The sequence below is a fragment of the Rothia sp. HMSC064D08 genome (assembly GCF_001809525.1).
Classification (GTDB): domain Bacteria; phylum Actinomycetota; class Actinomycetes; order Actinomycetales; family Micrococcaceae; genus Rothia; species Rothia dentocariosa.
Window position 1 is genome coordinate 299,952 of the sequence record NZ_KV797899.1, and the last position, 13,633, is coordinate 313,584.

16 protein-coding genes are annotated in these 13,633 nt (G+C 51.5%); 14 read left to right on the forward strand and 2 right to left on the reverse strand.

Going from position 1 to position 13,633, the window contains the following annotated elements; genetic code table 11:
- The first annotated feature begins 18 nt into the window (after nt 1–18).
- Nucleotides 19–2,034 carry an ATP-dependent DNA helicase gene (locus tag HMPREF2625_RS06705; protein WP_070523215.1) on the forward strand — a complete coding sequence of 672 codons (2,016 nt, stop codon included), beginning with the start codon at nt 19–21 and terminating at the stop codon, nt 2,032–2,034.
- Nucleotides 2,035–2,196: 162 nt separating this feature from the next.
- Here the strand turns inward: HMPREF2625_RS06705 and HMPREF2625_RS06710 are convergent, their stop codons facing one another.
- On the reverse strand, nt 2,197–2,565 hold the full coding sequence (locus HMPREF2625_RS06710) for a VOC family protein (protein WP_048753101.1): 369 nt from the start codon (nt 2,563–2,565) through the stop codon (nt 2,197–2,199).
- A gap of 102 nt (nt 2,566–2,667) precedes the next feature.
- On the reverse strand, nt 2,668–3,336 hold the full coding sequence (gene lexA, locus HMPREF2625_RS06715; protein WP_048753103.1) for a transcriptional repressor LexA: 669 nt from the start codon (nt 3,334–3,336) through the stop codon (nt 2,668–2,670).
- A 460-nt stretch (nt 3,337–3,796) separates the two neighbouring features.
- Here lexA and HMPREF2625_RS06720 point away from each other — a divergent pair, with 460 nt between their 5' ends.
- The 13 genes from HMPREF2625_RS06720 (at nt 3,797) to efeU (ending at nt 13,605) form a co-directional block, all read left to right on the forward strand.
- Nucleotides 3,797–4,438 carry a LysM peptidoglycan-binding domain-containing protein gene (locus tag HMPREF2625_RS06720; protein WP_070523218.1) on the forward strand — a complete coding sequence of 214 codons (642 nt, stop codon included), beginning with the start codon at nt 3,797–3,799 and terminating at the stop codon, nt 4,436–4,438.
- A 311-nt stretch (nt 4,439–4,749) separates the two neighbouring features.
- Entirely contained in the window at nt 4,750–5,412 is a 663-nt protein-coding gene (locus HMPREF2625_RS06725) for an imidazole glycerol phosphate synthase subunit HisH (RefSeq protein ID WP_070523221.1), read from the forward strand.
- A 38-nt stretch (nt 5,413–5,450) separates the two neighbouring features.
- Nucleotides 5,451–5,630, forward strand: coding sequence for a hypothetical protein (locus tag HMPREF2625_RS06730; RefSeq protein ID WP_004006282.1), 180 nt, complete (start codon nt 5,451–5,453; stop codon nt 5,628–5,630).
- A gap of 4 nt (nt 5,631–5,634) precedes the next feature.
- Nucleotides 5,635–6,387 carry a HisA/HisF-related TIM barrel protein gene (locus tag HMPREF2625_RS06735; protein ID WP_070523224.1) on the forward strand — a complete coding sequence of 251 codons (753 nt, stop codon included), beginning with the start codon at nt 5,635–5,637 and terminating at the stop codon, nt 6,385–6,387.
- Between the two features lie 187 nt (nt 6,388–6,574).
- Nucleotides 6,575–7,285 (forward strand): SseB family protein, encoded by a 711-nt coding sequence (locus HMPREF2625_RS06740; protein ID WP_246826734.1) that lies wholly within the window; start codon nt 6,575–6,577, stop codon nt 7,283–7,285.
- A 62-nt stretch (nt 7,286–7,347) separates the two neighbouring features.
- Complete coding sequence (locus tag HMPREF2625_RS06745; RefSeq protein ID WP_048755068.1) at nt 7,348–7,776, forward strand: DUF1844 domain-containing protein; 429 nt, start codon at nt 7,348–7,350, stop codon at nt 7,774–7,776.
- A gap of 371 nt (nt 7,777–8,147) precedes the next feature.
- Nucleotides 8,148–8,849, forward strand: coding sequence for a translation initiation factor IF-3 (gene infC, locus HMPREF2625_RS06750; RefSeq protein WP_080972547.1), 702 nt, complete (start codon nt 8,148–8,150; stop codon nt 8,847–8,849).
- Nucleotides 8,850–9,019: 170 nt separating this feature from the next.
- On the forward strand, nt 9,020–9,214 hold the full coding sequence (gene rpmI / locus HMPREF2625_RS06755; RefSeq protein ID WP_004006287.1) for a 50S ribosomal protein L35: 195 nt from the start codon (nt 9,020–9,022) through the stop codon (nt 9,212–9,214).
- A gap of 113 nt (nt 9,215–9,327) precedes the next feature.
- Nucleotides 9,328–9,708 carry a 50S ribosomal protein L20 gene (rplT, locus tag HMPREF2625_RS06760; protein WP_004006288.1) on the forward strand — a complete coding sequence of 127 codons (381 nt, stop codon included), beginning with the start codon at nt 9,328–9,330 and terminating at the stop codon, nt 9,706–9,708.
- A gap of 207 nt (nt 9,709–9,915) precedes the next feature.
- Nucleotides 9,916–10,824 (forward strand): TrmH family RNA methyltransferase, encoded by a 909-nt coding sequence (locus HMPREF2625_RS06765; RefSeq protein ID WP_246826738.1) that lies wholly within the window; start codon nt 9,916–9,918, stop codon nt 10,822–10,824.
- A 65-nt stretch (nt 10,825–10,889) separates the two neighbouring features.
- Nucleotides 10,890–11,840: a cation diffusion facilitator family transporter gene (locus HMPREF2625_RS06770; protein WP_070523234.1), complete on the forward strand. Its 951-nt coding sequence runs from the start codon at nt 10,890–10,892 to the stop codon at nt 11,838–11,840.
- Between the two features lie 66 nt (nt 11,841–11,906).
- On the forward strand, nt 11,907–12,347 hold the full coding sequence (locus tag HMPREF2625_RS06775) for a (deoxy)nucleoside triphosphate pyrophosphohydrolase (protein ID WP_070523237.1): 441 nt from the start codon (nt 11,907–11,909) through the stop codon (nt 12,345–12,347).
- A 277-nt stretch (nt 12,348–12,624) separates the two neighbouring features.
- Nucleotides 12,625–13,605 carry an iron uptake transporter permease EfeU gene (efeU, locus tag HMPREF2625_RS06780; RefSeq protein ID WP_070523240.1) on the forward strand — a complete coding sequence of 327 codons (981 nt, stop codon included), beginning with the start codon at nt 12,625–12,627 and terminating at the stop codon, nt 13,603–13,605.
- Nucleotides 13,606–13,633: the final 28 nt, after the last annotated feature.

Sequence of the window (13,633 nt, forward strand, 5' to 3'; positions counted from 1 at the left end):
TGAGAGCGTGAGCACCCCATGACCGATAATATTACTGCGCCCACCGGAGCGGAGCTTGAAACTCTGCCCGGTGCAAAACCCGTGTTAGATTTGCTCGATCATGTGATTGAAAAAACGGGCGGACAAAAACGCTTCGGACAACGTAGAATGGCAGCCCATGTTGCGCAGGCTTTCGACCTTGAGCGGCATCTCCTCGTGCAGGCAGGCACCGGAACCGGTAAATCCCTCGGGTATTTGGTGCCAGCCCTGCATCATGCGGGTGTAAGCACAAAACCCATTGTTGTGGCGACCGCAACCCTAGCCCTCCAGGCGCAGATCGTAAAACGAGACCTTCCAAAACTTATGGAGGCGCTCTCTTCTGAGCCCGAATCTGAAGCTCAGGTCGCAATCCTCAAGGGCAGGAACAATTACCTGTGCCTGCACAAACTCGACGGGGGATACCCCGAAGAGGAACCTGATACTCTCTTCGACATGCCTCAGCGTAGTATGTCTCGCATCGGTGAAGAGGTGCTGCGGTTAAGGTCCTGGGCGGAAAAAACCGAGACCGGCGACCGCGATGAACTTAAACCCGGTGTATCGGATCGTGCCTGGGCGCAGGTATCCGTGAGCGCCTCAGAGTGTTTGGGAAGACGCTGCCCCCTCGTTGAGGAGTGCTTTAGTGAGCGGGCGCGCCAAGAAGCATATGAAGCCGATCTCGTGATTACTAATCATGCGCTGCTTGCCATCAACGCTTTTGAAGGTTTAGGTGTACTTCCCGAACACGATATCGCTATTATTGACGAGGCGCATGAGCTCGCAGACCGCGTGACCGGCGCGGTGACGGATTCCCTTTCTGCTTCCTTAATTAGGCGTGCCGCTCGCGATATCCGCAAGAACTCCAAAGCAGACTCCAGCGCGCTCGAACAAGCCGCCGGTTCTTTAGAAACCGCATGTGAAGGTGTTTCTGAGGGCTTGATAGAAAGGCTCGAAGGGCGACTTCTAAACGCACTCGCGGCTGTAGCCGATGCTGCACGTGCGGCGCTTTCCGACTCTAAGAGCGACAATAAAGAGGCGGATGCCGGGCTTCAGATGGCTCGTTCACGTGTTTCTGAGGTACACGATGCCGCAACGCGTATGCTGGAGTCTGCCGAACATCGCGAAGTGCTGTGGCTATCACGCCAGGGTGGTTGGGAAAACGGACGATATACCGCAGCTTCCGATCAGGATCCCGCCACACTCCACGTTGCTCCTTTGAACATCGGAAGCCGTTTGCGTGAGGGGCTTTTTGAGGACCGTACCGTTATTCTTACGAGTGCAACCCTCACCGTAGGTGAGTCGTTTGATGCGGTAGCAGGTGCCCTGGGGCTGGCGGGACCGCAGGCTCCGCGCTGGGAAGGTCTTGATGTAGGTTCTCCCTTTGATTATCCACGGCAGGGCATTATGTATGTGGCCTCCGATTTGCCCAAACCGAGTTTTGGTGTGAATCCTCAACAGCTCGAACGATTACGTGAATTATGCGAAGCCTCTGGTGGCGGTGCCCTGGGGCTATTCTCGTCGAAGCGAGGTGCCGAGCAGGCGGCTGAATATGTACGTCAGCACACGGATTTGAATATTCTCTTGCAGGGAGAGTCCTCATTGCGGGCTCTTGTCGAGGAGTTTACTGAAGATATAAATGCTTGTCTTTTCGGCACCATGAGCCTTTGGCAGGGAGTGGATGTTCCCGGCGACTCCTGTCGTCTGGTACTGATGGACCGTATACCGTTCCCGCGCCCAGACGATCCTCTCGCTCAAGCGCGTACCCGTGCCGTGGCAGAAAAAGGCGGGAATGGGTTTATGGCTGTTTCGGCATATCATGCGGCAATCCGCATGTCTCAGGGATCAGGGCGATTGATACGTTCCGTCCACGATCGCGGGGTAGTGGCGATCCTTGACTCTAGGCTGGCGACTCAGCGATACGGTGGGTACCTGATGCGGGCGATGCCTAACCTTTGGACCACCCAGGATAAGAATGTTGTTTTAGGCGCTTTGGAACGGCTTTACCAGAGTATTGACTAAAAACAATAAGATACGTGGGTTTAATACACATTGTATTCCGGTACTGGTACCGAGACATAAACGTAGCGAAGCGTCCATAGATGTAATGTGGGAAAGGGAGGGTACCGTTCGACGGTACCCTCCCTGATGTATTGTGCGCTTATGGCTGCCTATAGTAATTAGTTAGTCTATCGGGGCAACTCGGATACGGTTCCCATCTAGATCACTTGCTACGAAAGTCATCCCAAATACATCACGATGGGGTTCTTCCAATATGACAACCCCTTGTTCCACCCAGGCTTGGTACTGCGTGAGGATTTCTGCATCGGAGCCCTTGAGATTTATACATACCTCAGACGTACGTGTTGAAGTTTCATGAAGAGTATTGCTTGCTCCGGTCCACAACGCTAGCGAGACTCCCGGCGCTAAATCCATGGTGACATAGCGTGGCGAGGTAAAACTGACCTCAAGATTTAAAATGCTCGTATAGAAGGACACTGAGGCCTCGATATCCGATACATAGACAATAAAAACGATCTCACGGTCAATCATTGTGCTGTTGTTCCTTCTGGACATGAGACGGTTGAATACGCAGGAACGGAACCTCTAGCGCGTGTCTTTTGAGAAAAACGCGCGCAGTTCAGAAGGTCCCTGTTAGATGCTTCGCAGAACAGAAACTACTTTACCCATCACCGTGGCGCGGTCGCCGAGTATGGGCTCATATTGGGAATTTCGGGGGAGCAGCCAGGTATGACCATCTACTTGGCGGAATACTTTGACGGTCGCTTCGTCGTCAAGAAGAGCCGCAACAATGTCTCCATTATCAGCGGTGTGTTGTTCACGCACAACAACCCAGTCACCGTCGCATATGGCGGCGTCAATCATAGAATCCCCTTTGACGCGAAGCATGAAGAGCTTCCCGCTGCCCACGAGCTGGCGGGGGAGAGAGAGAACATCCTCAACGGATTGCTCAGCCGTAATAGGCCCACCAGCGGCAATGCGACCTACGAGGGGCACGGGAACCATATCCTCATCGCTCACCTCAAATGTAGGCAGCTCCGGAAAATGGGCTGAAGCGCCCTCAGACTCTATATCGTCAAGAATCTCGATGGCACGCGGTAGTTTTGGATCGCGGCGAATATACCCCATCTTCTCAAGACGGCCGAGCTGATGAGTCACCGAAGAAAGTGAAGCCAATCCAACGATATCGCCGATCTGGCGCATCGAAGGGGGATATCCTTTCTGCTCGATTTCTGTACGAATCGCATCCAAAATTTTCTGCTGACGTGGAGTCAGCGGAGGGCGCTGAGCTTCGGGTGTCATGCGGAGCCTTCTTTCTAACTATTTGCGCACGCTATGGTTCCTAAAACATTGACTGGATCCAGGTAGGCATAACGATGAACCGTCTCGATTCTCAGTCTAAAGCATCAGAAAGAAAACTTCAAACAAATATTCTATGAACCTTGAATATAATCGAAGAAATATTTAGTAACTTTCTACTAGACTATCGAAACTAGATTCGATATAGTTGGTGTCTACGGAAGACATATTCGATAAAAGTCGAGGTCTTTCGGTGAGATGTTCTAGTTCAAGCTCTTGCTATGCAGGGATTATCGGTCTTCGAAGTACTTCGGTATTTCTAGAGCATCTTGAGAGAATCCGAAAGCAAAATATGTGCTTTCTGCAGGAATATGAACTCATACCAACCGCATTATGAGCATTGAGAATGGTGTGTAACGGCGAGGATATGAACTTGTCACACACCAGAGGAAAGGAAAATACTATGGCAACGGCTGCTTCTTCCTCCCGGATTCCGGCGGGGTTAACCGTCATTCACCCGGCTCGTGTTCGTCAGGGCTCTTATCGAGCACGTACACACTATGCTTCACCGAGCCGTTCCCGTGTGCCTCATCCTCATCCTCGACTGACTTTTCCTCAAGTACAAGCTGTATACGAGACTTCATTCTCAGCTACACCACAGAAAGTGAACGTCACATCTTCCTCTCAGACTCAGCAGAGCGTAAACGGTAAAACATCAAGCGGACAGCGGCGGGTTCCAGAAAAACTTAAAGGTGTGTCGGTGGTTAATAAGCGCAATCCCTCATTGTTCACACGTGCTATGCATCGCTCTAGGGCTCTGAAAAATTGGGTTTTTGGCATTCCGCTGATAACGCTGGCGGCCCTTGTCGTTCTTGGGGCGCTCATTCTTATATCGCCGCATACAGCAAACGCTGGAAATAATTCTCAAGGCGCAGGAACCCGGTACGTGACCGTTCAATCTGGAGATACGCTCTGGGATATTGCACAAGAGGTAGACCCGAAGACTGATCCACGCGACACCATGGTGCAGATCAGTAAACTTAATGATCTGCAGGGTTCAACTGTCAAAGTCGGGCAGCGTCTAGAGGTTCCAAACGTGCAATAGCAGGTGTACCTGTCTCTTGAGCTCCTAGAAACTGTGACTGTATGCATGCGTTGTAGGGGCTGCGGTTCTCTGCTCTCATTGACTAATGTGTGATTATTAGCAGGTAGCTTTTAGACAGAGAGAGGACCTGTATCGCGTAAAGTCTTTTTGACATATGGTGCTCAATACAGGCGATGTAACATGAGGTATGCAATGATAGCGTGAGATTAGGGGCAGAAACCTTGGAGTTTGTACCCTAGAGATACATGACATTTGTATGCTCGCCCGGTTGCTCGTCTGGAATCCGGTGGGAGCGGAACTAAGGAGTCTCTATGCCCACACGTCCCACCGTAGCTATACTTGGCGAATTTGGCACATATAGCGAGCTCCAGCAAGCGTGCGAGCGTGTCGGTGCCCAAGCATTCGTTACCGCAGATCTCAATTCTCTGCGAGACGCTGATGGTATGGTGATTGCTGGCCATAAGAAATCTCTCGAAACATACGAGGTTGTGCGGAAACTCCACGGTGATCGGGTGCTTGGCAGGCGCGTTGCAGGCGGTCGTCCTGTCCTCGTTGCCGGGGCTGGTTTTGGGATGCTGTTTGAAGTTATCCGAACCGTGAACCCAGATCTTGGAGACCTCGATATTTCTGCACTGGGAGAGTGGCCGGGTGCTGCACAAGATCTGGCTACCGCTGGGGCTCATCGAGGACACTATAGGGTTGAGGCCGCTGTGTCCAGTAAATTTTTACAGGATCTTCCTGAACCCTTGAATTTCAAGGCAGAGGATGGCGTGTTTACCTGGGATTTTGACCAGAGTATAGACTATATGGAGCCGCCTGCTGTCAGTTGGACTGATGCAGATCCGCGTTATATTGCAGCTGTCGAGAATGGTCCTCTCACAGCAATTCAATTTTGTCCGGTAGCTTCGGGTGCTGCAGGTGAAGAATTTCTTCGCCGCTGGGTTGCGCATCTTCCCGTCATGAACCGTTTGTAGCATCATAAATTTTACGAAAAACTGCGAAGGAGCATCATATGTCACCTCTATATTCAGGACTTATTCTTATGACTGTTGGGGCATTCTTTGCCGGTGGGGGTATATCTTTCCGTAAACAGGGCATATCTCTTGGCGCGCAGATTGTGCTGTGGATTATTGCTTTAGCCCTCTTTGGGTACGGGGCATATGTAACTTTCGTATACGGGTCACAGGGATAAGGGTATGGGTACTCTAGAACTTCTTCCCGCAGTCGATATTGCTCAGGGATGTGCAGTGCGTCCCGTAGGCGGTCGCCTCTCCCAACAGAGTGAGGGTACAGATCCGGTGGAAGCGGCTCTATCGTGGTGTCGTGCGGGGGCACGATGGATTCACCTTGTTGATCTGGATATGGCGTTTGGTCGTGGTAACAACACCCGCATCCTTCGAGAGGTTATTGATCGAGTTCGTGCGACAGCTCAGAATCCTATAAAAATACAGGTCAGTGGCGGTGTTAAAGATGAACGTTCTTTGGAATTCGCCTTGAGTCTTGAACCCGATCGCATCAATGTGACGTCGGCGGCGCTGCAGCATCCGGCATGGTTAGAGAAAACACTAGGGCACTATGGTGAGCGGATAGCTCTGGGTTTGGACGCTCGCAATGGAACCGTTGTAGCACGTGGGACCGAATGGTGTGGCGATTCCGTGCATAACACAGTGCGATGGCTGCAAACTGCGGGAGCATACCGATATATTGTGACAGATGTAAGCCGAGATGGTGCTCTCTCAGGACCTGGGCTACAGCTGCTTCATGAAGTTCTCAGTCTCACTGAGCATCCCGTGGTAGCTTCGGGAGGTGTTGCTTCACTGGAAGATATCCGCACTCTTCGTGCGCTGACGAATCAGGGCTTGGAAGGTCTTGTCCTAGGGAAGGCACTGTACATCGGCAATTTTACTTTTGAGGAGGCTCTTAAGGCGGCTAATGATGATGCCTCATAACCCACAAGAACAACGGAATCTGTCTGAACCCCAAAAGCGTGCAGTTGCACAGCGCGCGTTGCCAGAGCATATTGCGGCTCAATTGCGCAGCGCTGGGAGGCAAACTGATACTGGCGGACAGCCCTGGAAAGGGAGGAACCTGGGAGAGGGAACGTCACAAACCCATCAATACTATGGAGACGATGGCTTGACGAACCCAGATTTAGCGCGGGTTCTGACCTCTTTTGAAGCTGGTGAAGTTGATGAGGCAGCAGTTTTTGAAGCGTTGAGTGAAGTGCGAATATTTGCTCCGATTGTTGCTCAGCTTTCACAAGCTCATATAACCCATGATGGTCTGGTATCTGATAAAGAAGCTGATATGGCATTAGTTAGCCTGCAGGCTCCAGATGGTCGAAAAGCTCTTCCTGTTTTTACGAGTGTTGATGCTTTGACGCAGTGGCATCCGCAAGCTCGCCCGGTTGCAGCCTCTATGCGTAAAACGGCATTGAGTGCTGTGGAAGATGATAACCAACTCATCGTTGTGAATCCTGGTCAGAACCTCACCTTTGTGGTACGTCGCCCCGCTGTTTGGTCTTTGGCGCAGGGGAAACCGTGGATCCCTTCGTATCTCAACGACGAGGTACTAAATGAACTAAAGCGCCTTATCTCTACACAACCCGCTTTGGTGGATGTTCAATGCGATGTTGGTGACGGCGTACAGGCACGCACAGGCACGGGGAAGATCCTAAGGGGCGGAGGTGCCGGTCCTGAACTTGCGATTAAACTTGCTGTTCTTCCCGGACTTACCCGCGAACAGCTCAATATGGTAATTCAGGATTTTCAGCGGAGTCTGGCGAGCAGCGACCTTATGTCACAGGCGGTTGATTCTGTGCAAATTAAGCTTCTTTCTGCTTCATAGATTTGTGTAGTCTCAGTTGATGATGTCTTGGTGAACTTTAGAGAGTGTGAGATTCTAGAACCATGAGTAACACGACGAATAGTTTTCAATTTGGCGCATCATCAAATGAATCTGTACCTGTACACGGCGGTACAGAGCTAACTGATGAACAAATGCATGCCGTTAGTGAACAGATGCGGGATATTGCCGATGTGCCAGCCGTTGAGATTATCGGTGCTGCGGCTGTCCATCTCATGAGCGCTGCAGCCGTCAAATGCGGTCTGGCTGCCGAAGATAATGCTGCGGAGTTACAGGACTTGGATGAGGCACGCAAACTTATTACTGCATTGGCGGGGTTTGTGACGGCGGCGGCTCCAGAAATTGGTTCGCAGCATGCCGCTCCGCTGCGTGATGGGCTGCGGACGTTACAGCTGGCGTTTCGGGAAGCATCGTCAATCCCAGATGAGCCGGGGCAGGGGCCTGGCGAGAAATTTACCGGTCCTGTGTACTAATTCTGCGTGCTGAAGTACCTTGAACGATCCGTGAATGTAAATCTTCATATGTTCGCTACACAGGTTTTTAGATAAGATTTTGCCCTGTACGGGGTAGCGTAATGCGTATAGTCGCAGCTACCCCTCACAGCAGGTTTACTAGGCTGACTGACCGGCTTCACAGGGATAAAACGGGAATATGACGAAGAAGGTTATCGTTCTTGGCATTTTCTTGTGAATTAGCTGTAAACCCGGTAGACTAATGTACTGTTTGCAAGTGGAGTCTACTCCCACCCGCATCCGCCCGCATATGGTGTGAGGCAGACGGGTTAGATAACCGAATTTTCGGTATTCGATGTGTGCCTTCGCTTGTAAACGGCGAGGGCTTTTTAGTGCTCGCCACGGATAATATTCACGGGGAAACCCACAGAGCACAGGAGCTACTCATTAGCGAACCACGCATAAACGATCGTATCCGCGTTCCGGAGGTCCGACTTGTTGGCCCCGGTGGCGAGCAGGTAGGCGTTGTTCCTCTTAAAGATGCCTTGCGTCTTGCTGAGGATGCCGAACTTGACCTTGTCGAGGTTGCCCCGAACGCGAAACCGCCCGTTTGTAAGCTCATGGACTACGGTAAGTACAAGTACGAAGCTGCGGTCAAGGCTCGTGAATCCCGCAAGAAACAGGTTAACGCCGTTCTGAAGGAAATCCGTTTCCGTCTGAAGATTGATACCCATGACTATGAAACCAAGGTTGGGCACGCTCGTCGTTTCTTGACCGGTGGGGATAAAGTCAAGGCCATGATTCAGTTCCGAGGTCGTGAACAGCAGCGCCCCGAGATGGGTGTGCGTCTGCTTGAGCGTTTGGCAGAAGAGCTGGCTGAGGTGAGCACCATTGAGTCTCGTCCTCGTCAGGATGGACGCAACATGGTGATGGTTCTGGCACCGCTTCGCGGTAAAGCAGAAGTGCGCCGTGGACAGAACTCAAGCAACCGCAAGGGTCGCGAGCGTCTCGACACGACTACGGCGAAGCCCGTTAGTAACTCATTGGCAGATGCTATGCCTGCCGAGTTGAAAGCTCAGGCTTCAGCCGAGTAATAGAGCCGAAACACAGCTTGGGGGCGCCCCTCGTGGAGGTGGCGTCCTTGAACTTTGAGTTCGGCACGGCGGGTTAATCCCCGATCGTATAATTCGTCCTTGGGGGAGGGCACTCTTCCCCCTCAAGCTACTCCGCTCGCGCGGGGATGAATGTAAGGAGAACGGCAGCTATGCCGAAGCAGAAGACCCACTCTGGTGCTAAGAAGCGCTTCAAGCTCACCGGTAGCGGCAAGGTTAAGCGCCAGCAGGCGAACCGCCGCCACTACCTGGAGCACAAGTCATCTCGTCTGACCCGTCGTCTGGCATCCGACCAGATTGTTACTGGTGGCCAGGCAAAGGTTGTTAAGAAGATGCTGGGTAAGTAAGCTACGCTTACAATTCGCCTAGAGAAGCGGGAAAACCCGCATCACAGACCAAGACTCGCTCCTGCACGGTATAACATGATGGCCGTTCAGGACATAAGACGAAGGAGACACACGTGGCACGTGTGAAGCGCGCGGTTAACGCGCACAAGAAGCGCCGTACTATTCTCGATCGTGCATCCGGTTACCGCGGTCAGCGTTCGCGCCTGTACCGTAAGGCTAAGGAACAGGTCACCCACTCGCTCGTATACAGTTACGACCACCGTCGTAAGAAGAAGGGCGATTTCCGTCGCCTCTGGATTCAGCGTATTAACGCTGCATCCCGTGCACAGGGGTTGACCTACAACCGTTTCATTCAGGGCCTTAAGGCTGCCGGTGTTGAGGTTGATCGCCGTATGTTGGCTGAGCTCGCTGTGAACGAGCCAGCAGCTTTCAACGCTCTGGTTGAGATCGCTAAGAAAAACCTACCTGAGGATACCTCGGCTCCTAAAGCATAACTGAGAGCCAGGTAGTACCTGCAACAGTGCGGGTATCAAAGCGTAAACGGTCGCCGTGTCTCATGACGGCGACCGTTTTCTTACTGATATAGAAAATCCCGTAAATGCAGCCCCACTTCAGTGTGCGCGGGGGGAGCGCATCGGTTACCTTTTTGCCTGTACCCTTAAAGGGTGAATTTTCTAGAACGCATAAGTTCCCCAACCGTGATGTCGAATCCGCATGCTGATCGTGTACGTGACATCGCCAAACTGCGCACTCGTCGTGGGCGCGCCAAGAAAAAACAGTTCATGGTCGAAGGACCCCAAGCCGTGCGTGAGGCACTGAAAGCGCATCTGCAATCGCCGGTGTTAGACGCCGTATACGTTACGGAAAGCGCCTATGAGCGTCACCCCGATATTGCTGAACTTCTGGAACAAGTGCACGGTACCCCTACACCTGAGGAAGGCCGCCGTGTCTTTATGCGTGTCGTGACCGATGAAGTCTTGGCGGCTATGGCGGATTCCGTAACCCCGCAAGGTATTATTGCTATTTCGTTCATGGTGGATACTTCGTTCTCTGTCTTATGGGGTGAAAACGCCCTCAACCCTAAACTTATCGCTGTACTATCTAGGATTCAGGACCCTGGGAATGCGGGTACTATTCTGCGTGTGGCGGATGCGGCAGGGGCCGATCTCGTTATCACCACGAAGGGTTCGGTTGATCTTTATAACCCCAAGACAGTACGTTCAACGGCAGGTTCTCTCTTTCACGTTCCCATTATTCAAGGTGTTGAGCTGGAAGAATTTGCCGAGGATGTAAAATCTCAGGGAATCGTTGTGCTTGCCGCCGATGGGTACGGTACTGTAAATCTTCAAGACCTTATTGACCACGCGGCAGTTCTTCGCGCTGGTCTTGACGGTGAAGCTCCGGCGGGGGTAAAAGGTGCTTTTGACCTTTCTCGTCCTACTATGTGGCTTTTTGGAAATGAAGCCCAAGGACTTAGCGCCGAGGAGAAATCTGCGGCTACGATGCGCATTGCAGTTCCAGTGTACGGCGCGGCTGAATCGCTGAATGTGGGTACTGCTGCAGCGATATGCCTCTATGCTTCGGCAATGGCACAACACCAGACTCAGTAGCTTCCTGACTCGGCGGCTCATATAAAATAAGAACTTTTGAAACACAGACATGTATTGGAGAAAGAATGTCCGCTCATTCTGGTCACACCGGATCAGGCGCAATTTTTGCGGCTTTAGGCGCAAACCTAGGCATCGCGGTTCTTAAGTTTATTGCCTACCTTCTGACTCGTTCATCCTCAATGTTGGCCGAGGCTATTCACTCGGTAGCAGACTCGGGTAACCAGTTACTTCTGCTGGTAGGCGGCAAAGTAGCGCAAAAAGAAGCAGACGAAGAGCACCCTTTTGGTTACGGGCGTAACCGCTATATCTATGCCTTCATCGTATCTATTATTATCTTCGCGCTTGGCGGTCTCTTCGCGCTATATGAAGGGTACGAAAAATGGCATGACCCGCACGGAATTACGGAATGGCAGTGGGTACCGGTTGCGGTGCTTGTAGGTTCTATTCTCCTGGAAGGTAACTCATTCCGTGTTGCTATTAAAGAATCGCGCGAGATGAAAGGACAGCAGAGCTGGCTTCGTTTCTTACGTACCTCAAAGAATCCGGAGCTTCCGGTACTCCTGCTGGAGGATGCGGGCGCACTTTTTGGGTTGGTCTTAGCTCTTTTCGGTGTGTCGATGACTTTGCTGACTGGCAACGGTCTGTGGGATGCCGCCGGAACTTTGGCTATCGGTATACTTCTGGTTTTTATTGCTATATTCCTTGCTTCTGAGATGAAGTCTTTGATTCTGGGGGAGGCTGCTTCCCCGGATGATCTCGCGAAAATTCGTGCCGCGATCGAAAACGGGGACCAGGGTCGTGTTATTCATATTAAGACTGTGCATCTGGGACCTGAAGAGATTTTAGTTGCGGCTAAGATTCGCATTCATGATGCTGATACGGGAATTACCGTTGCGAATGAGATCGACAAAACTGAAGAACGTATTCGTGAGGCGGTACCGGCGGCACGTGTTATATATCTGGAACCGGATGTTTACCGTCCCGAAGCACAGGACTCCACGAGCGTATCCCATTAGCCGGTAGAAATCTCGGACTTATAGATCTTCTTGGTCTGCTGGAATGCTTATTCTCGAAAGGAACAGATGTCGGAATATTCCGTTCAAGTGGTGGGCGCTGCTATTGTAGACAGCCTTGAAGCACCCTCTTGGATGCTTGTTGCGCAGCGGTCTGCACCCGAATCCCTTGCGGGTTTATGGGAATTTCCGGGTGGCAAGGTTGAGCCGGGGGAATCTTGCGAGCAGGCACTGGAACGTGAACTGATAGAAGAACTTGGTGTGAGCGTACATATTGGTTCTGAGGTACAGGGAGATCATCCGCAAGGCTGGGTCTTAAACGAGAAGGCTGCTATGCGGGTGTTCCTTGCCGAGATTAGCAGGGGTGAGCCTTTACCACTCCAAGATCATCGTGAACTTCGATGGGTTTCAGTGAAGAAGCAGAGCGGTCAAGATATTCTTGATTTACCCTGGATTCCTGCCGACTTGCCTATAGTGCGGGAGCTGCTGAGCATACTCCATCAGAGCTGAAATATAACGGTGCGTCTTGTGAGGCATTTCCAGAGTGTAAAGGCATAAGTATCCGTTATTTCTGTAAAAAATGAAAGGTTAACGGATATTTCTTTCTGAACAAGCGTTGGGTCCCTTGTTATTATGCAGACATTCTGTAGGTAAACTATGCCTATCCCAACACTACACTTATGGTGTGCTAAGTCTCACACGATCCTGATGGGGTGTGTAACCCGGGGAACCTTTAGAGTTAAATTAAAGAAAAGAAATTTTGTCTAATCTAACGTGGTGACGAATTATGGGTCTTGATGCACAATCATGGGGAATATTCATTGGTAACTTCCTCATCGGTTTACGGGAAGGGTTAGAAGCCGCGCTTGTCGTGGGTATCCTTATTGCCTATGTGCACAAGACCAAGCGTAATCACCTTCTCCCACCTATTTGGATTGGCGTTGCAGCCGCCATCGCTGTTTCGCTCATCTTCGGAGCAATTCTGACTTTTGGGCCTGAAACGCTGACCTTTGAAGCCCAAGAAGCCATCGGCGGTTCCCTCTCGATTATTGCGGTTGGATTTGTCACCTGGATGGTGTTCTGGATGGCGGAGAATGCTCGCGCCCTCTCTGCAGAACTTCACGGAAAACTTGATGCGGTTCAAACTAGCTCATGGGCCGTGATAGTTCTCGCGACTCTCTCAGTAGGGCGTGAAGGTCTTGAAACCACGCTCTTTATCTGGTCTGCCACTCGCGCCGCTACTCAAGGCACTGAGATAGGCACGGTGCTTCCCGTCATTGGTGCCATTGTCGGTATCTTGACGGCAGTACTCATCGCGTGGGCTATGATGCGCGGCGTTATGAAGATCAACCTTGCGAAGTTCTTCACCTGGACCGGTGCCTTCCTCATTATTATTGCCGCTGGTGTGCTCTCCTATGGTATTCACGATCTACAGGAAGCACGGATACTGCCGGGACTGAACAATATAGCATTCGCTTCTCAAGACTTTATCGAACCGGGCGGTTTCCTTGCCACGATCCTGAAAGCAGTCTTTAACCTTTCGACCACTACCACGTGGGTCGAAGCTATAGCGTGGGTGCTGTATGTGGGCATCGTTATGCCCCTCTTCTTCTGGAAACAGAAGCGAGGCCATATTCCTTCACGCAAAGTTGCTGACGCGCCCAAAGCATCCGGCATGGTACACGTGTCGAAGGTGGTTAATAAAGTCACGAGTGAAGCTACTTCTTCGTCCAGCTCGGCAGATAATAAAACCCCTACTTCCGACTAATAAAACCCCTACTTCCGACGCCGGATAA

What these genes read in the sequence shown, in the direction of transcription:
- efeU (WP_070523240.1), top strand. Translation starts at nt 12,625, where the DNA reads ATGGGTCTTGATGCACAATCATGGGGAATATTCATTGGTAACTTCCTC.
- rpmI (WP_004006287.1), top strand. Translation starts at nt 9,020, where the DNA reads ATGCCGAAGCAGAAGACCCACTCTGGTGCTAAGAAGCGCTTCAAGCTC.
- lexA (WP_048753103.1), bottom strand. Translation starts at nt 3,336, where the DNA reads ATGACACCCGAAGCTCAGCGCCCTCCGCTGACTCCACGTCAGCAGAAA.
- HMPREF2625_RS06735 (WP_070523224.1), top strand. Translation starts at nt 5,635, where the DNA reads ATGGGTACTCTAGAACTTCTTCCCGCAGTCGATATTGCTCAGGGATGT.
- HMPREF2625_RS06720 (WP_070523218.1), top strand. Translation starts at nt 3,797, where the DNA reads ATGGCAACGGCTGCTTCTTCCTCCCGGATTCCGGCGGGGTTAACCGTC.
- HMPREF2625_RS06725 (WP_070523221.1), top strand. Translation starts at nt 4,750, where the DNA reads ATGCCCACACGTCCCACCGTAGCTATACTTGGCGAATTTGGCACATAT.
- HMPREF2625_RS06705 (WP_070523215.1), top strand. Translation starts at nt 19, where the DNA reads ATGACCGATAATATTACTGCGCCCACCGGAGCGGAGCTTGAAACTCTG.
- HMPREF2625_RS06710 (WP_048753101.1), bottom strand. Translation starts at nt 2,565, where the DNA reads ATGATTGACCGTGAGATCGTTTTTATTGTCTATGTATCGGATATCGAG.
- HMPREF2625_RS06765 (WP_246826738.1), top strand. Translation starts at nt 9,916, where the DNA reads ATGTCGAATCCGCATGCTGATCGTGTACGTGACATCGCCAAACTGCGC.
- HMPREF2625_RS06745 (WP_048755068.1), top strand. Translation starts at nt 7,348, where the DNA reads ATGAGTAACACGACGAATAGTTTTCAATTTGGCGCATCATCAAATGAA.
- HMPREF2625_RS06775 (WP_070523237.1), top strand. Translation starts at nt 11,907, where the DNA reads ATGTCGGAATATTCCGTTCAAGTGGTGGGCGCTGCTATTGTAGACAGC.
- HMPREF2625_RS06730 (WP_004006282.1), top strand. Translation starts at nt 5,451, where the DNA reads ATGTCACCTCTATATTCAGGACTTATTCTTATGACTGTTGGGGCATTC.
- HMPREF2625_RS06770 (WP_070523234.1), top strand. Translation starts at nt 10,890, where the DNA reads ATGTCCGCTCATTCTGGTCACACCGGATCAGGCGCAATTTTTGCGGCT.